We start from the raw sequence: 16,003 nt of genomic DNA, 5'->3' as shown, positions 1-16,003 counted from the left end.
GGTGAACCGGACGCGCCCCGGGTAGTCGCGGGCCCGGTGGCCTTGCAGCGGTCGTGAACCTCGCTTGCCGCGTCTGGAGCCACACCCATGATGACCCCTCCCCGTCGTCACCGCCGGAGCCCCTGGCTCACGCGGTGGCATCCCCTCGTCGCCGTGGGTTTCGCCTCGGCGCTGGTCTCCTGCGCCGCCCCGGACAAGTCCGACGAAGCCCCCGTCCCCGCCGCGCCCGCCGTGGAGGACACCGCGCAGCGTGAGCAGGAGCTGCTCACCTGGGCGCTGGGCGCGAAGTACGACGCCACGCAGGCCAACATCACCTTCAACGTGTACTCGTCGCGCGCCACGCGCATCGAGGTGTGGATCTACAACACGGCGCAGGGCGCGCAGGAGCGCGTCAGCTACGTGATGACGAAGAACGCGACGACCAACGTCTGGACGAAGACCGCCTCCGTCGCCACGCTGAAGAACAGCTACGGCGTCACCGGCACCGTCTATTACGGCTACCGCGCGTGGGGCCCCAACTGGACGTACAACTCCAGCTGGAGCAAGTCGAACAACACGGTGGGCTTCATCGCGGACGTGGACGCCGCGGGCAACCGCTTCAACCCGAACAAGCTGCTGTGGGACCCGTACGCGCTGGAGCTGTCGCACGACCCGGTGAACCCCAGCAACGCGGACGCCACGGTGTTCGCGTCCGGTCCGTTGCACCGCTACAAGGACAGCGGTCCGTTCGCGCCCAAGGGCATCGTGCTGGCGCCGGACACCACGGCCACCGGCACCAAGCCCACGCGCGCCTTCAAGGACGACATCGTCTATGAGGTGCACCTGCGCGGCCTGACGAAGCAGGACACCGGCTCCGGGTTGGATGCCGCCTGTCTGGGCACCTACAAGACGGCGGGCCAGAAGGCCGCGCAGCTGGCGGCGCTGGGCGTGACGGCGGTGGAGTTCCTGCCGCTGCACGAGACGGACAACGGCAACAACGACACGGTCGCGAGCACGGCGGGCGACAACTACTGGGGTTACATGAACCTCAGCTACTTCGCGCCGGACCGCCGCTACGCGTGCGACCAGACGCCGGGCGGCCCCACGCGCGAGTTCAAGGCCATGGTGAAGGCGTTCCACGACGCCGGCATCAAGGTGCTGGTGGACGTGGTCTACAACCACACCGGCGAGGGCGGCGCGTGGATCAGCGGCAACCCCAGCACGTACAACGTCATGTCGTACCGGGGCCTGGACAACCCCACGTACTACAGCCTGACGAAGGACATGCAGTTCAACTGGGACAACACGGGCGTGGGCGGCAACTTCAACACGTTCAACCCCACGGCCCGCAACGTCATCCTGCATTCGCTGTCGTACTGGAAGGACACGCTGGGCGTGGACGGCTTCCGGTTCGACCTGGCGTCGGTGCTGGGCAACATCTACGAGCACGAGACGACCACGCACGGCGGCTTCGAGTACAACCGCGACAACGCGAACACGGCGCTCAATCAAATCACCACGCAGCTGGACCCGCGTCCGGAGGCGGGCGGCGCGGGCACGGACTTCATCGCGGAGCCGTGGGCCATTGGCGGCAATTCCTACCAGGTGGGCAACTTCCCGGCGAAGTGGCGGGAGTGGAACGGCGCGTTCCGCGACACCTTCCGCAAGGACCAGAACCAGATGGGCGTGGAGAACGTGACGCCGGGGCAGCTGGCCACGCGCTTCGCGGGCTCGTCGGACCTGTACCAGGATGACGGCCGCAAGCCGGCCGCGTCCGTGAACTTCATGGTGGCCCACGACGGCCTCACCCTGAAGGACCTGTACTCGTGCAACAGCAAGGACAACAGCCAGCCGTGGCCCTACGGCCCGTCCGACGGCGGCGAGGACAGCAACCACAGCTGGGACCAGGGCGGCAGCGCCACGCTCCAGCGGCAGGCGGCGCGCAACGGCCTGGCGTTCCTGATGCTGAGCGCGGGCGTGCCCATGATCACGGGCGGTGACGAGTTCCTGCGCACGCAGTACTGCAACAACAACGTGTACAACCTGGACTCGAACAAGAACTGGCTGGACTACGCGTGGAGCGCGGACCAGTCCAACTTCCGCCTGTTCGCCCAGAACCTCATCGCGTTCCGCAAGGCGCATCCCGCGCTGCGCCCGGCGTCGTTCTACGCGACGACGGACAGCAACGGGAACGGGCTGGTGCAGCACAGCTGGTTCAAGCCGGACGGCGCCACGCCGGACGCGTCGTACTTCGACAGCGCGGGCAACCACTCGCTGGCCTACCGCATCGACGCGTCGGAGTTCTCCGGTGAGACGGTGAACGCCATCTACGTCGCGTACAACGGCTGGTCCGCCAGCGTGAACTTCGTGCTGCCCTCGCCCGGCACCGGCAAGCAGTGGTACCGGGTGACGGACACCTGCTCGTGGATTGAGAGCCGGGGCGCGAATCAAGTGCTGCTCAACCCGGGCACCGCGGACCTGGTCAGCTCGAACTACGGCCTGTGCGGCCGTGGCGTGCTGGTGCTGGTGGCCAAGTAGTCTGAAGTCCGTGGAGGACCCGGTGCGCTGTCGCCGGGTCCTTCGCGGTGCAGTGGCGGCTCACCCGCGCGCGTGTGACGGCGGGCCGGTATAAGGCCGCCATGGCCCAGGACGACAGCGCGGTGGTGAAGCGGCTCCAGCAGGAGGACTCGTTCGAGAAGGAGACGTTCGAGGGGTTGGACCTCCAGAACGTCGACCTGGGTGACAAGGAGTTCTACCGGTGCACCTTCGTGAACTGCGAGTTGCAGGAGAGCCGGTGGAAGGAAGCGCTGCTGGAAGTGTGCGTGTTCCAGGGCTGCAACCTGACGCGCGCGAACTTCAACGCCATCCGGCTGAGGGACGTGCGCTTCGAGGGCTCGAAGCTGATGGGCATCGACTGGACGGGCGTGGCGGCGAACCCGGAGGTGAACTTCGAGGAGTGCGCCATGCCCTACAGCTCGTTCGTGGGGCTGAGCCTGCGCCAGACGTCCTTCGTGCGCTGCGTGGCGCGGGAAGCGAACTTCTTCGACATGGACCTGACGGACGCGGACTTCACCGGCGCGGACCTCACCGGCAGCAACTTCCGCGGCTGCACGCTGACCCGGACGGACTTCTCCGGGGCCACGGGCCTGGTGCTGGACCCCGCGCGCAACAAGCTGAAGGACACGCGCATCCCGCAGGACACGGCGATGTCCGTGGTCCATGAGCTGGGCATGCGCGTGGAGGGCTACCACGCGAAGCCGGCGGGACGCGGCGGGGCGAAAAAGACGGGAGCGAAGCGGTGAGGGATGGCACCCCGTTCGACCCGGTCGCCGTCGCGCGGATCGCGGTGATGGTGCGGACGGGGCGCGTCGGGCTCCAGCAGCTCATCTCATGGGCGGATGCGTGGGTGATGAAGCTGGACGCCCCACCACTCTGGCTGCTGGAGCTGTGCACGGTGCCGGAGGTCGACAGAGCGCTCGGGCTGCTCCTCGACATGCCGGGCCTTGCGCAGTCCCTCACCGTCGAGGAACAGGACGTGAATGACGCGGACCACCTGGCGAGCCTGTTCCTTCGCCACCGTGACGGGTCCATCTCCTGGGGAGACTTCCTGCTGCGGGCAGGCGAGTACCTGGATGGCAGGAGCGGCCGCCGGCAGTGCGAGGATTTCTACATGCAGCTGAACCTGCTGGAGCGCATGGGGTTTCCGGAAGCCCTGGTGCAGGCCCAACGCGAGGACATCGAGCGCAGCATCCTGGATGCGCTGGAGCGGATGGAGTCCTCCCACCGGCGGTTCGAAGCGGAAGCGCGCGGGGACTGAGCCAGCCGTTCATCAACAAGCCCAGCGTGGGAGCATGGCTCGGGTGGACGCATCCAAGGTCCATTGCCCGGTGCTCCGCTCACGAATCAGGGGGGCCCAGGACATGGGCAATGAAGCGCCAGAGTCGCGCAACCCACCTGCCCAAGCGGCCCTCGGTGTCCTGATGCGGTCCGCCCTCCTCGCGCACCGGCACACAGGTCTGTCCGCGGGATTCGGCGTGTGGAGCCGCATGCTGGAATCCCCCTTCCGAAGCCGAGACACCCAAACCTGTCCGACAGTCGGATGGATGTCCCGAGGCCGCGCCCTGCTCGTCCGCCTCGGTATTCTCCACGGCTGGCACAAGGTGGCCATGCCTCCCCTCATCCACGTCAGGCCGTGCCTTCAGCGTGCCGCACGGCACGGGGGCTGATCCGGGAGCGCTGAGTGGGGCTTCTTGAGCGCACGCGGCTTCGGGGGAGGCCGGCCCCTGGAGGACGGGAGAGAAGGCGTCCAGCACGCGTTCGTCGCACGCCTTCAGCAGCGCCGGCAGTTTGTCTTGGAGTGCCCGCGTGTCACGCTCCCCCAGGGCCCCCAGCGCGAACCAGGCCCACTCGCGCAGCGCCTCTCCGCCCATGAGGGGCAGCATCCGGGCCGCGCCTCCCAGGAAGGCCCGCTGAAGGGACTGAACGAGGAGCACGTACCCGGGACGCTCCGCCACCCGGGCCGCCAGCCGCAGCAACTCGAACTCCACCTGCGCGCACCAGGCCCCCGACTCCCAGCGCGCCGCGTCCTGCAACTTGAAGCAGGTGTCCGTCAGCCGGTTCAGGTCCAACGCGGAGGCCCTCGCGCAGCAGTCGACCAGGAGCTCCACCAGGACCTGCCGCTTGAGGCTGAAGGAGCCCTCCAGAAGCCACCGGGCTTCCGGGGAGCGCGCGTCATGCAGCGCCAGTCCCAGGTTCTCCAACGTCAGCGACTCATCCAGCGCCACCGCGCGCGTCTTGCGCCCCGAGCGCTGCACCACCAGGCCCCTCGCCGCCAGCCGCCGCAGCGCCTCGCGAATGGTGCCCCGGCATACTTCATAGCGACGCGCCAGCTTCGCTTCCGAGCCGAACTGCCCGCATGGCGGCAGCCTCCCCAGCGCGATATCGCGCTCAAGCTGCTCCTCCACGTACGCCACGAGTCCTCGCCGTCCCATCCCCAGCCCCTCTCCTCGTCCCAGCATTGCCATCCAACCACAGGGGTCTGACATGGACGCGAGGGCAAACCGTCCGCGTCGCCTGCCGGGAGGGCGCGCCCTCCGGCCCCGAGCGATGAAAACCTGTCCGACAGTCGGACACATTCGCGGCCTCGGGCGTCGTGCGGTGAAAACCTGTCCGACTGTCGGACAGGTTTTGAGGCAGCGCGCCCGGCGGGCGGCCTCTGTCGATGGCTCCGCCTTGCGGTCCGCGCAATCACATCGGATCGGCTCACCGTTGGGCTCCGCGAGACGCGTATCCTCGCGGAGGCTTTCGGGTCTCTGGACTCGTCAACGAGCCTCTGGCCAATTGCTCAGGAAGCCCGGCCAGCCAGGCGGCGGCAGGCGGAGGACTTCACCGCGAGGTACACGCGCAGGCCCGGTGCGATGCGGAGCTCGCGCACGGCGGCATGCGTGAGACGGACCACCCAGTGCACCCCCGCCACGTCCACATGGGTCGCGCACTCCCCTGCCCCCACGTTCTCCAGCTTCGTCACCGTGCCTTCGAGCACGTTGCGCGCGGAGACGCCGGTCAGCGGTCCGGTGGACAGGAGGATGTCCTCCGCGGGCACGGCGTAGGCGGCGCGGGTTCCATGGGGGAGTTCCGGCGCGTCCGGCACCCAGAGCGACAGGCCTTCCGTGACGCGCAGCCGCGTGCCCCCGGACGCGGGATGTTCCAGCGTGCCTTCGAGGATGTTCTCCTCGGGCTCACCGGTGAGCAGACCTCGCGCCACGGTGCCCAGCACCGTGTCCGCCGGGCCCACGGCCTTCACCGTGCCGCCGTCCAGGAGCAGCGCCTCGCGAGCCAGGGCCCGTGCCTCACCGAGCTGGTGGGTGACGTAGAGCAGGGGCACCCGGGCTTCGTCGCGCACTCGCAGCAGGTACGGCAGCACACGCTCCTTCAACGCGACGTCCAGCGCGGCCAGGGGTTCATCGAGCAGCAGCAGCGCCGGGTCGGTGGCGAGCGCCCGCGCCAGGGCGACCCGCTGCTTCTCGCCACCGGACAGCGTCACCGGGTAGCGGTGCAACAGCGGCTCCAGCTCCAGCAGGTGCACGGCTTCGTCCACGCGCGACGGTCGTCCGGCGCGCACGCCGAAGCGCACGTTCTGTCCGGCGGTGAGGTGCGGGAAGAGCAACGCGTCCTGCGGCACGTAGCCCATGCGGCGCGCTTCGGGCGGCACATCGACACGAGCGGCTGTGTCGAGGAGTACGCGCTCATCCACCACGACGCGCCCCGTGGCTCCCCGCCGCAGGCCCGCGAGCACCTCCAGCAGCGACGTCTTCCCGGAGCCCGAACGCCCCAGCACCGCCACCGAAGCGGACGTGAAGCGCGCTTCGACCTCCAGAGTGAAGCGCGCCAGGGGCAGCCTGAGTGACAGCTCCATCACGGACGTGCGCCTCCTGTTCGCGTGGCGCCTCGTACGTCCTTCGCGGACACGGGCTCCTTCAAAGCAGGCCCTGCCCTGCCGGGCACACGGGACCTTGCTCGCGGTGCCAGTCCGTGGCTCACGCGAGCCCCCGTGCCCCGCGCCGCCGCGTCACCACTTCCGTCACGTACATGGCCCCGAACGCGAGCACCACCGACACGCCCGCGAGCTTTAGAGCCTCCGCGTCCTGCCCCACCTGCGTGCGCTGGAAGATGGCCAGGGACAACGTCTGCGTGCTGCCTGGGATGTTGCCCGCCACCAGCACCGTCGCGCCGAACTCACCCAGCGCCCGCGAGAACGCGAGCAGCGCGCCGGTGAGCACCCCGCGCCACGCCAGCGGCAACGTCACCCGGAAGAAGGCCCGCGTGCGTGTGTCCCCCAGCGTGCGCGCCACGGCCACCAGCCGGGGATCCACTTCCTCGAAGCCCGCGCGCGCGGAGCGCACCAGCAGCGGGAACGCCATCACCGCGCTGGCCAGCACCACCGCCTTGGGCGTGAACACCACCTCCACGCCCAGCGCATCCAGCATCCGTCCCAGCACCGAGTCCCGCGCGAGCAACTCCAGAAGCACCAGGCCCACCGCCGTCGGAGGCAGAACCAAAGGCAGTGCCAGCAGCGTCTCCACCACGCCGCGCCCCGGGCCCTTCCAGCGCGCGAGCGCATAGGCCGCCGCCACGCCCGGCACCAGGATGAGCACCGTGGACAGGGCCGCCACCGCCACCGTGAACAGCACCAGCCCTGTCAGCCCCTCGTCCATCACGGTGAGTGATGCCCCGTGCTCGCATCCGGCATCCCGCCGCGAGTCCCGGACGGGGCGTTCTGGAGCCCACCTGCATCCGGCGCCGTGCCCGTCACTCCCGCGTCCGGCGCCGCCTTCGCCGTGCTCGCGTCCAGGAAGCCCAGCCCGCGGAACTCCTTCCGCGCTTCTTCCGTCTGGAGGAAGCGCACGAACGCGAGCCCGCCTTCCGGCGCCTTGCCCTGCTTCAGCGCCGCCGCCGGATACACGATGCGCGGCGCGTCCCCCTCCGGCACCGTGAACACCACCCGGACCTTCTTCGAGCCCGCCGCGTCCGTCGCGTACACCACGCCCGCGTCCGCCCTCCCCGCCTCCACCGCCGCCAGCGCGGCCCGCACATCCACCGCCGGCACCACGCGCGGCGCCACGTCCGCCCACACGCCCGCCTTCGTCAGCCACGCCTTCGCGTACACGCCCGCCGGCACCGCCGCCGGCTCCGCCAGCACCACCCGCTTGAGCCCCTTCAGGTCCGCCGGTCCGGCGACCTTCACCGCAGACTTCACCGGGACCACCACCACCAGCCGGTTGGACAGCAGGTCCACCCGCGAGCCCGCCTGCACGAGCCCTGCCCGGTCGACCGCGTCCAGCTTCGCCTCGTCGGCGGAGAGGAACGCATCCGCAGGGGCCCCCGCGACCACCTGGCGCGCCAGGTCGCTGGACGCTCCGAAGGCGAACCGCACCCGGTGCCCCGACGCCTGCTGGAACGCGGGCGCCAGCGCCTCGAGCGCGTCCGTCGTGCTCGCCGCCGCGAACACCAGCACCTCCTCCGCTCGCGCCGACGACACCGTCACCCACACCAGCAGGAACCCCCACCACGCACGCCGCATCGTCCGCTCCTCCCTCCCGCCGGCCCCGCGCCGGAAGCCGTCTTGAGCCTACAAGTTGACCCGCAGGCACCCCGCCGCTAATGAATACTCTGTGTCACGGAATATCCATAAAGAGGATGAAGCGCTCTCGAAGGACATCGACCGGATGCAGGAGTTGATGTTCTCGCTGGGCCGTCGCCGTTCACTCCGTGACCCCATCGCCAGCACCTGCGAGCAGCTCCAGTTCACGCCGCCCCAGGTGCATGCCCTGCTGTGGCTGGGGCTGGATGGCTCGCTCACCATGGGTGAGCTGGCCCGGCGACTGGGCGTCACCGAAAAGACCGTCACGGGTGTCGTGGACCGACTGGAGCGCGAAGGCCACATCCAGCGCGAACGCGGAGAGGCCGACCGGCGCATCGTGCGCTGCCGCCTCACCGACAAGGGCAAACAGACCTTCGCCAAGCTCGACCGCTCCATGCACCGCGCGATGGGCGTGGTGATGGGAATGCTCGACCCTGATGACCGCCAGGCCCTCTTCCGGGTCCTGGAGAAGGTGCTCAGCAAGCTGGATGCGCCCACGCCGGACGCCGCGTCCGGGACCTGAGGCCCTCAGCGCCCGCCCGGCGCCCGCGCCCACAAGAGGCGCGGGTGCAGGAGCAGCGCGAACGCCTCCCGCACCGTCCAGTACGCCCGGTCCCACGCGCGCATCCGCCCGGCGATGGGGGCGGGGCTCGTGGCCACCTCCAGCCCCTCGCGCCGGAAGCACTGCCTCGCGCGCAGCAGGTGATACGGGTCGGAGACCACCACCACCCGGCGTGCCCCTCTCTCTCGCAGCACGCGCGCGCTGAACCGCGCGTTGGCTTGCGTGGAGTGGCTGTCCTCCTCCAGCACGCACGCGGACGCGGGCACGCCCGCCGCCACCGCCAGCTCGTGCATCACCCGCGCCTCGGACGGCGAATGGGTGCCCACGCCGCCGGACAACAGCAGCCACGGCGCCACGCCCCGGCGATACAGCGCCACCGCCTGCTCCACGCGCGCCACCAGCGCGCCGGACGGCACACCGCCCGGTAGAACCCGCGCGCCCAGCACCACCAGCACGTCCGCGTCCGTCACGCGCTCGCGCCGGCCAAAGCGGTCCACCCACCAGGCCAGTCCAAACACTCCGCCCGTGAGGACTCCCGCGCACAGGAGCAGCACCCGGCGCGCACGTCCGGGTCTGGGAAAAAGGGAAAGGGGACGCACCGCCGGGAACCTAGTCCTGCACCGGACATCCCGCGGCCCTGCAAACACCTTCAGCAAGGCATTGTGTCCGCGATAACAGGTTTCACGGTGTGGGCTGGACGAACGACCGGGTGAATTGTCGCGATGCGTATCGCCGGAGAGTGGGTCTCAAGACACAATGCGTAAGATGACCCGGCCGGGGTCCGAGGTGAACCCGGGGCGGCCGGTGGGAGGCATACGGATGGATGTCAAAGGCGTCGCATTCCTGGCACGGCAGACCATGGCGGTGCAGGCCTTCGGCGAACCGGCATGGAAGGCCTTCCTCGCGGAGCAGGCGAAGCGGGACCCCATCTTCGGGCAGCTCATCATGCCCGTGTCGCGCATCCCGGCGGATGCATTCCTGCGCTTCAACGAGGCCATGACCCAGCGCTTCTACGGCGGCGACACCAAGGCCTACTGGCAATACGGCATCAAGTCCGCCGAGTACGCGCTGGGCCAGGGCCAGCTCAAGACGATGTTCGGCAAGGACGACTTCCGCCGCTTCGCCCTGTTCACCCCCGGCATCTGGAAGGGCTACTTCACCGAAGGCGAGCTGACCGCGCAGCTGCAGGGTGACACCGTGGAGCTGCGCATCACCGGCGTGCCCCGGCCGCACATCTACTTCGAGCTCGCGGTGATGGGCTTCGCCGCCGGGGGCCTCGCGTACCTGAGCGGCCGCAAGGAGATCCACCACGAGGTGGTGAAGGGCTTCAGCAAGGGGGACATGGAGGTCCTCTACCGCTTCACCCTGCCCACCCCGGCTTGAACCTCAGGGCGCCGCGGCGGCCGTGGCCGTGCCCGCGGGCGCGGCCGGAGCCACGACGACCGGAGCCTCGACGACCGGAGCCTCGGCGGGCGCGAGTCGCAGGTCCGCCACCACCGGGTAGTGGTCGGACACGCCCACGCGCAGCACGCGCGTGGACACCGGCGTGAACGCGCCGCACGCCATCACGTAGTCGATGCGCAGGGACTTCAGGAACAGCGGCATCGGGTAGGTGCCCGTCCCGTCGGAGCGGGTGACACGCGCCACGTCCTGGAGCTGGCGGCGCAACAGGCGCACCGGGCGCGAGTCCGGGTCGTCGTTCAAATCCCCCATCAGGAGCCGCGGCCGGGTGTCCTTCGCCAGCAGCCGCGAGATGAAGACGCTCTGGCGCACACGCGCCGCGCCGTTGAAGGGCCGGCGGATGAGGTGCGTGGCGTAGACGCTCACCTCGCGCCCGTCCACGTCCAGCACGGCGTGCGCCAGCGTGCGCGGCTCCGCGCCCCGGGGCGTGGGCAGCGGGTACTGCGCCAGGGACTGAAGCGGGTAGCGCGACAGGAGCGCGATGCCGTACGCGCCGCCATACAGCCGCGTGGTGCCGAAGTGCGCGCGGTACTTCAGGCCGGTGAGCGCGGACAGCCGCTCCACCTGGTCCTCGCCGCGCGCGCGTGTGGAGCCCACGTCCACCTCCTGCAGCGCGACGACGTCCGGGCCCTCCTGGCGGATGACCTCCGCCACCTGCTCCAGGCCCTTGAGGCCGGACTGGATGTTGAAGGTCATCACCCGCAGGGCGCCCGGGTCGCGCGCGGGGGCGGCGGCGACGGGGGTGGTGCCCGAGGACAGGGTGGGACGCACGGCGGGACCGGAGGCACAGGCCAGCGATCCCGCGACGAACAGGGCGGTGAGGAGGGGGCTCGTTCGCATCAAGGGGGGCGATGGTAGGCCGCCCGCCCTCGCGCTGTCGTCCCGCCCCCCGGGGCCCGGCCGGAGAGCAGGCGGGCTCAGGCCTGGCGGGACTGACGGCGGCGGCGCGCGGCCAGCGCCACGAACACGGCGATGAGCGCAGCGGGGGCGCCGCTGGTGGCCACGGAGCAGCCGCCCTCGTCCTTCGTGTCATCCGGCGTAACGGGGTCGCTGCCGCCGGTGACGACGACGTCCAGCGTGGCGTTGGCGTGCGAGTCCCCGCCCTGGTTGTTGTCGCCGTTCACGGAGTTGCCGGCGGCGAACACCTTGTAGGTGCCGTTGGTGGCCGGGGCCACCAGGGAGAAGTCGAAGCGCGCCGAGCCATTGGCGAAGGCCTTGGGCAGCGAGTGCGTGAGTTCGCCGCTCATCACCTTCGTGCCCGAGCCCGCGGTCAGCGTCGCGCCGTCCACGGCCACGTTCATGCCCGCCTTCACGCCGGGGCCGCCGGTGATGGTCAGCGAATACTGGCCCGTCTGGCCCGCCGTCAGCGCCGTGGGCCCTTCCAGCGTCACCGTGGGGGTGCTCGAACCGCCGCTGTGGCAGCCGGACGCCGTGCAGGACAGGCCGCTCTGCTTGCCGCTGCGCCCGTTGATGCCAGTGGAGTTGGCGAACGCGGAGCCCGCGACAAGGCACACCGCGACCGCGCCCACGGACGAAAGAATGGACCGCATGGAATGAACCTCCTGGGGGGAACTCAGGAAAGAGGAGGTTCCCTTGTAGCGCGGCGCGGCGTGGAGTGCAGCAGGCGACACTCCCCTGTGACGCGGAGGCAGGGCGTACCGCGGCCTACAGCCGGGAGAAGGCGTCGTGGAGGGCCTTCTGGCCGCCGTGCTCCAGCACCTGGCCGTGGCAGACGACGACGCGCTCCACGTCCCACTTCAGCGCACGCTGGAGTGAGGCGCGCACGGCCTCCGGGTCCTTGGTGAACAGGCGCAGGAAGCGCGGGGCGGCGAACCGGCCCAGGACGCCGTCCAGCCACAGGTACGCGCGCAGCTTCCAGCCCTCCGAGTGCGCGTAGTGGAAGGCCAGGTCGGTGACGAGCGCGGTGCGGGACGGGCGGTGGAAGAAGAGGAACTCGTTGAGCTGGGGCATGCCGCGCACGTGCATCTGGTCCAGCACCGGGGCCCAGGCGGGGTCCGGGAGGTCCTCCAGCTCCAGGTCGATTCGCAGCGCCGGCTTCTTCGCGCGCAGCCCCTTGGGCGCCACCACGCGGGCGTCGGGGAAGGCCGCGGCCCAGTCCGGCAGGTGCAGGTGGTGGAAGAGGTTGGGGGCCACGAGGAAGCGCACCGGCCCCAGGGCCGCCACGGCGGCTCTCCGCTCCGGCGTGAAGGCGACAGGCGAGTGCACCCACAGCCCGCCGTCCGGCAGGCGGAGGACCGTCATCCGGCCCCCCACGGGGACGCCGAAGAGGGAGAAGGGGGCGTCGAAGACGTGGACGTCCTCGGTGAGCTGGCGGGGCGCGGTGTCAGGGGGCGTGGGCATGGCGGGTCCTTTTCCAAGCATGGACGGCGTTCAGGGGACGAGTCCGGCCTCGGTCCGGCGTTGATTTCCGGAACATCCCATCGTAGGCAGCCTCCCACTTTCCATCCCCTAGCAAGGTGCCCAGCACATGGCCGAGAAGCTCACGCCCCGCGAGAAGGGCTTTTCCGAGTGGTACGTCGACCTGGTCCAGAAGGCGAAGCTCGCCGACTACTCGGACGTGAAGGGCTGCATGGTCATCCGCCCCAACGGCTACGCGCTGTGGGAGAACATCCAGCGGACGATGGACAAGATGTTCAAGGACACGGGCGTGAAGAACGCCTATTTCCCGCTGCTCATCCCGGAGAGCTACCTCAAGAAGGAAGCCGAGCACGTGGAGGGCTTCAACCCGCAGCTGGCGGTCGTCACGCACGCGGGCGGCCAGAAGCTGGAGGAGCCGCTGGTCATCCGGCCCACGTCCGAGACCATCATCAACCGCAGCTTCTCCAAGTGGATCCAGAGCTACCGGGACCTGCCCCTGCTGGTGAACCAGTGGGCCAACGTGATGCGCTGGGAGATGCGCACGCGCCTGTTCCTGCGCACCACGGAGTTCCTCTGGCAGGAGGGCCACACCTGCCATGAGACGGAGGCGGACGCGGAGGAGCGCACGCTGCAGATGCTGGAGGTCTACCGCACGTTCGCGGAGGACTACATGGCCATGCCCGTGCTGCCGGGGCGCAAGTCGGAGTCGGAGAAGTTCGCCGGCGCGCTGCGCACGTACAGCATCGAAGCCATGATGCAGGACAAGAAGGCGCTCCAGGCGGGCACCAGCCACAACCTGGGCCAGAACTTCGCCAAGGCCTTCGACACCACGTTCCAGGGCCGCGACGGCCGCGTGCACCACGTGTGGCAGACGTCGTGGGGTTCCTCCACGCGCCTCATCGGCGGGCTCATCCTCACGCACTCGGATGACGCGGGCCTCATCGTGCCGCCGAAGATCGCCGCCACGCACGTGGTCATCATCCCCATCGCGGGCAAGGCGACGGATGTGGAGAAGACGCAGGTGATGGAGAAGTCGCACGCGCTGGCCGCGGACCTGCGCAAGGCGGGCCTGGGCGTGGTGGTGGACGACGACGAGAGCAAGGGCCCGGGCTTCAAGTACAACGAGCACGAGCTCATCGGCACGTGTCTGCGCATCGAGCTGGGGCCCAAGGACCTGGCCAAGGGCTCGTGCGTGATGGTGCGCCGCGACCTGCGCCAGAAGGAGTTCGTGTCGCTGGACGAGGCCGTCGCCAAGGCCCAGGTGATGCTGGACCAGATGCAGAAGGACCTGTTCCAGAAGGCGAAGGACTTCCGCGACTCGCACACCTTCGAGGTCAACTCCTACGAGGAGCTGAAGGCGCGCGCGGAGGACGGCTTCCTGCTGGCGCACTGGGACGGCGACCCGAAGACGGAGGCGCGCATCAAGGAGGAGACGGGCCTCACCACCCGCTGCCGCCCGTTCAGCCTCAAGCAGGAGCCGGGCAAGTGCGTGATGACCGGCAACCCGTCGCAGGGCCGCATCGTGTTCTCCAAGGCGTACTAAGCACGCGCTGACGTGTGCAGCACTCGCGGGGCTGGGAGGCGACTCCCGGCCCCGTTGTCATTTCAGCGCGTCAGCTGGCGGCGAGCAGGACGCGCTTCCTGGGCAGGAAGGTGGCCACCGGCTCCGGCTTGCCCGCGACGGGCAGCGGGGCGGCGGCCTCGAAGTCGAAGGTGTCCCTGCAGCGCTCGCGCGTGGCGTGGGAGACGAGCACCGGGGCGCCGACCTTCTTCGTCAGGCCCTCGATGCGGCTGGCCAGGTTCACCGCGTCGCCGATGACGGTGTACTCGCGGCGCTGCTCGCTGCCGACGGCGCCCACCACCACGCGGCCGGTGTGGATGCCCACGCCGATGCCGAGGGGGAATTCGCCCCGCGCGGCGCGCTCCTGGTTGAGCGTGTCCAGCGCCTCCAGCATGGCCAGCGCGCACGACACGGCGGCCTCCGGGTGGTCGGGCTGCTCCAGGGGCGCGCCGAAGTACGCGAGGATGCCGTCACCCATGAACTTGTCGAGCGTGCCACCGTGGCGGAACACCACCTCCACCATGCGCGACAGGTACTCGTTGAGCAGCGCCACCACCTGGGGGCTGTCCATCCGGTCCGACAGCGTGGTGAAGCCGCGGATGTCTGAGACGAGCAGCGTCACCTCGCGGTGCTCGCCGGCCTCCCCGTCCGTGCCCTTCTCCGAGATGCGCCGCGCGACCTCCGGGGAGAAGAAGCGGCCCAGCCGTTCGCGCTGCATCTCCTCGCGCACGACGTCCGTGACGAGCCCCATCACCGTGCGGCTGATGAAGAAGGCCACCGACGACGCGAGCACCATCACCAGCACCAGTCCGGGCAGGAACTGGGACGCGGGCAGCCCCGCGCCCAGCGTCAGCATGGCCACCGCGACGATGCCCATTGCCGTGGCCGCCGCGACGATGAGCCGCGACAGCGTCACCATGGACACGATGACCACCAGCACCAGGTACACGCCCATGGTGAGCAGCGCGATGGCCACGCCGTTGGCGGAGCCCCGGATGGACCACTCCTGCAGGAAGTAGATGAGCGGCATGTCCAGGAGCGCCACGCCCAGCGCCGGCCGCCGCAGCAGGTCCGGCACCCGGCGCGCGCCCGCCCACAGCAGGACGGCCAGCGCGATGTAGCCCGCGAGCACGCCGCGCGACACGTGCCAGTCATCCAGCACGGCCAGCGCCAGCCACGCCGCCGTCGCGCCCATGCGCGTCACATTGAGCCAGGAGCCGACGTCCGCGCGCCATTCGTCCAGGCGCCTTTGCAGGGTGGACTCGACACGAAAGCGAGAAAGCAGGGACCGCATGTATCAGGGAGGCTACCCCACGCGTGGAGCCCTCTCCAGGCGGGGTCCCCCTGCGTTAGGGTCCTGGCCCATGGCGAGCATCGGGCACGTTGCGGTGGGCATGGCGCTGGGGCGTTATGAGACGGGTTCGGGCGCGCCCTGGCGGCGGCGGGTGGCGGTGATGGCGTTCCTGTCCCTGCTCGCCCTGCTGCCGGACGCGGACGTGGTGGCGTTCGCGCTGCGCATCCCCTACGCGGCGACGTGGGGACACCGAGGCGCGTCGCACTCGTTCGTGTTCGCGGCGGCGGTGGCGCTCGCGGTGGCGGCGCTGGCCCGGTGGAAGGGGGAGTCCGCCACGCGCTGGGGCCTGCTGACGCTGGCGGCGGTGGCCAGCCACGGCATCCTGGACACGCTCACGGACGGCGGGCTGGGCGCGGCCCTCTTCTGGCCCTTCTCCAACGCGCGTGTCTTCGCCCCGGTGCGGCCGCTGCCCGTGGCCCCCATTGGCGCGGGCATGCTGTCCGCGCGAGGCCTGTACGTGAGCGGCGTGGAGTTCCTCGTGTTCCTGCCCGCCTGGCTCTACGCGCTGTGGCCCCGGAAGAAGGCGCGCGTGGCGGGGAGCGTCCAGGTTCCCTGAAGGAGAGCATT

The 16,003-nt window shown here is 70.1% G+C and carries 16 protein-coding genes; 7 read left to right on the top strand and 9 right to left on the bottom strand.

The annotated features are described in order from the left end of the window. Positions 1-87 precede the first annotated feature (87 nt). The 3 genes from D7X30_RS02155 (at position 88) to D7X30_RS02145 (ending at position 3,796) form a co-directional block, all read left to right on the top strand. Positions 88-2,517, top strand: coding sequence for an isoamylase (locus D7X30_RS02155; protein ID WP_120561141.1), 2,430 nt, complete (start codon positions 88-90; stop codon positions 2,515-2,517). Positions 2,518-2,618: 101 nt separating this feature from the next. Next, positions 2,619-3,281: a pentapeptide repeat-containing protein gene (locus D7X30_RS02150; protein WP_120561712.1), complete on the top strand. Its 663-nt coding sequence runs from the start codon at positions 2,619-2,621 to the stop codon at positions 3,279-3,281. Next, positions 3,278-3,796: a hypothetical protein gene (locus D7X30_RS02145; RefSeq protein ID WP_120561140.1), complete on the top strand. Its 519-nt coding sequence runs from the start codon at positions 3,278-3,280 to the stop codon at positions 3,794-3,796. Before D7X30_RS02150 ends, D7X30_RS02145 begins: the two co-directional genes overlap by 4 nt. Positions 3,797-3,875: 79 nt before the next feature. Here the strand turns inward: D7X30_RS02145 and D7X30_RS02140 are convergent, their stop codons facing one another. The 4 genes from D7X30_RS02140 to modA form a co-directional block, all read right to left on the bottom strand. Beyond that, on the bottom strand, positions 3,876-4,970 hold the full coding sequence (locus D7X30_RS02140; RefSeq protein ID WP_120561139.1) for a FadR/GntR family transcriptional regulator: 1,095 nt from the start codon (positions 4,968-4,970) through the stop codon (positions 3,876-3,878). A 353-nt stretch (positions 4,971-5,323) separates the two neighbouring features. After that, the gene (gene modC, locus D7X30_RS02135) at positions 5,324-6,394 is read right to left on the bottom strand and encodes a molybdenum ABC transporter ATP-binding protein (RefSeq protein WP_120561138.1); all 1,071 of its coding nucleotides are present in this window, start codon (positions 6,392-6,394) and stop codon (positions 5,324-5,326) included. Positions 6,395-6,515: 121 nt separating this feature from the next. After that, the gene (gene modB, locus D7X30_RS02130) at positions 6,516-7,193 is read right to left on the bottom strand and encodes a molybdate ABC transporter permease subunit (RefSeq protein ID WP_120561137.1); all 678 of its coding nucleotides are present in this window, start codon (positions 7,191-7,193) and stop codon (positions 6,516-6,518) included. Further along, positions 7,193-8,059 carry a molybdate ABC transporter substrate-binding protein gene (gene modA / locus D7X30_RS02125; RefSeq protein WP_233591324.1) on the bottom strand — a complete coding sequence of 289 codons (867 nt, stop codon included), beginning with the start codon at positions 8,057-8,059 and terminating at the stop codon, positions 7,193-7,195. The genes modB and modA overlap by 1 nt, the downstream gene beginning before the upstream one ends. 145 nt (positions 8,060-8,204) lie before the next feature. Between modA and D7X30_RS02120 the strand changes: the two genes are divergently transcribed. Next, entirely contained in the window at positions 8,205-8,642 is a 438-nt protein-coding gene (locus tag D7X30_RS02120; protein WP_233591397.1) for a MarR family winged helix-turn-helix transcriptional regulator, read from the top strand. Positions 8,643-8,647: 5 nt separating this feature from the next. On the opposite strand, the gene D7X30_RS02115 is transcribed toward D7X30_RS02120, so the two are convergent. Further along, entirely contained in the window at positions 8,648-9,280 is a 633-nt protein-coding gene (locus D7X30_RS02115) for a YdcF family protein (RefSeq protein WP_120561135.1), read from the bottom strand. Positions 9,281-9,500: 220 nt separating this feature from the next. Between D7X30_RS02115 and D7X30_RS02110 the strand changes: the two genes are divergently transcribed. After that, entirely contained in the window at positions 9,501-10,064 is a 564-nt protein-coding gene (locus D7X30_RS02110; RefSeq protein ID WP_120561134.1) for a hypothetical protein, read from the top strand. A gap of 3 nt (positions 10,065-10,067) precedes the next feature. Here the strand turns inward: D7X30_RS02110 and D7X30_RS02105 are convergent, their stop codons facing one another. The 3 genes from D7X30_RS02105 to D7X30_RS02095 form a co-directional block, all read right to left on the bottom strand. Next, entirely contained in the window at positions 10,068-10,982 is a 915-nt protein-coding gene (locus D7X30_RS02105; protein WP_120561133.1) for an endonuclease/exonuclease/phosphatase family protein, read from the bottom strand. A gap of 77 nt (positions 10,983-11,059) precedes the next feature. Beyond that, positions 11,060-11,692, bottom strand: coding sequence for an MXAN_6652 family MXYO-CTERM-anchored protein (locus tag D7X30_RS02100; protein ID WP_120561132.1), 633 nt, complete (start codon positions 11,690-11,692; stop codon positions 11,060-11,062). 115 nt (positions 11,693-11,807) lie between these two features. Next, a complete protein-coding gene (locus tag D7X30_RS02095) occupies positions 11,808-12,503 on the bottom strand; it encodes a DUF4336 domain-containing protein (protein WP_120561131.1) in 696 nt (231 codons plus the stop codon). Positions 12,504-12,630: 127 nt separating this feature from the next. Here D7X30_RS02095 and proS point away from each other — a divergent pair, with 127 nt between their 5' ends. Continuing rightward, positions 12,631-14,064, top strand: a complete 1,434-nt coding sequence (proS, locus tag D7X30_RS02090; RefSeq protein WP_120561130.1) for a proline--tRNA ligase — start codon at positions 12,631-12,633, stop codon at positions 14,062-14,064. Positions 14,065-14,134: 70 nt separating this feature from the next. On the opposite strand, the gene D7X30_RS02085 is transcribed toward proS, so the two are convergent. Further along, complete coding sequence (locus D7X30_RS02085) at positions 14,135-15,376, bottom strand: adenylate/guanylate cyclase domain-containing protein (protein ID WP_120561129.1); 1,242 nt, start codon at positions 15,374-15,376, stop codon at positions 14,135-14,137. A 70-nt stretch (positions 15,377-15,446) separates the two neighbouring features. On the opposite strand from D7X30_RS02085, the gene D7X30_RS02080 reads away from it, so the two are divergent. Then, positions 15,447-15,992: a metal-dependent hydrolase gene (locus tag D7X30_RS02080; protein ID WP_120561128.1), complete on the top strand. Its 546-nt coding sequence runs from the start codon at positions 15,447-15,449 to the stop codon at positions 15,990-15,992. Positions 15,993-16,003 lie beyond the last annotated feature (11 nt).

Source organism: Corallococcus sp. AB011P, from assembly GCF_003611605.1.
Classification (GTDB): domain Bacteria; phylum Myxococcota; class Myxococcia; order Myxococcales; family Myxococcaceae; genus Corallococcus; species Corallococcus coralloides.
Note: the sequence above shows the minus strand (reverse complement) of the source record. Positions and strands in the feature narration are given on the sequence as shown.

Bases quoted from the DNA above. Each gene is read 5' to 3' on its own strand.
- D7X30_RS02155 (WP_120561141.1), top strand. From the start codon at position 88: ATGATGACCCCTCCCCGTCGTCACCGCCGGAGCCCCTGGCTCACGCGG.
- D7X30_RS02150 (WP_120561712.1), top strand. From the start codon at position 2,619: ATGGCCCAGGACGACAGCGCGGTGGTGAAGCGGCTCCAGCAGGAGGAC.
- D7X30_RS02140 (WP_120561139.1), bottom strand. From the start codon at position 4,970: ATGGGACGGCGAGGACTCGTGGCGTACGTGGAGGAGCAGCTTGAGCGC.
- modC (WP_120561138.1), bottom strand. From the start codon at position 6,394: ATGGAGCTGTCACTCAGGCTGCCCCTGGCGCGCTTCACTCTGGAGGTC.
- modB (WP_120561137.1), bottom strand. From the start codon at position 7,193: ATGGACGAGGGGCTGACAGGGCTGGTGCTGTTCACGGTGGCGGTGGCG.
- modA (WP_233591324.1), bottom strand. From the start codon at position 8,059: ATGCGGCGTGCGTGGTGGGGGTTCCTGCTGGTGTGGGTGACGGTGTCG.
- D7X30_RS02120 (WP_233591397.1), top strand. From the start codon at position 8,205: ATGCAGGAGTTGATGTTCTCGCTGGGCCGTCGCCGTTCACTCCGTGAC.
- D7X30_RS02110 (WP_120561134.1), top strand. From the start codon at position 9,501: ATGGATGTCAAAGGCGTCGCATTCCTGGCACGGCAGACCATGGCGGTG.
- D7X30_RS02105 (WP_120561133.1), bottom strand. From the start codon at position 10,982: ATGCGAACGAGCCCCCTCCTCACCGCCCTGTTCGTCGCGGGATCGCTG.
- D7X30_RS02100 (WP_120561132.1), bottom strand. From the start codon at position 11,692: ATGCGGTCCATTCTTTCGTCCGTGGGCGCGGTCGCGGTGTGCCTTGTC.
- D7X30_RS02095 (WP_120561131.1), bottom strand. From the start codon at position 12,503: ATGCCCACGCCCCCTGACACCGCGCCCCGCCAGCTCACCGAGGACGTC.
- proS (WP_120561130.1), top strand. From the start codon at position 12,631: ATGGCCGAGAAGCTCACGCCCCGCGAGAAGGGCTTTTCCGAGTGGTAC.
- D7X30_RS02085 (WP_120561129.1), bottom strand. From the start codon at position 15,376: ATGCGGTCCCTGCTTTCTCGCTTTCGTGTCGAGTCCACCCTGCAAAGG.
- D7X30_RS02080 (WP_120561128.1), top strand. From the start codon at position 15,447: ATGGCGAGCATCGGGCACGTTGCGGTGGGCATGGCGCTGGGGCGTTAT.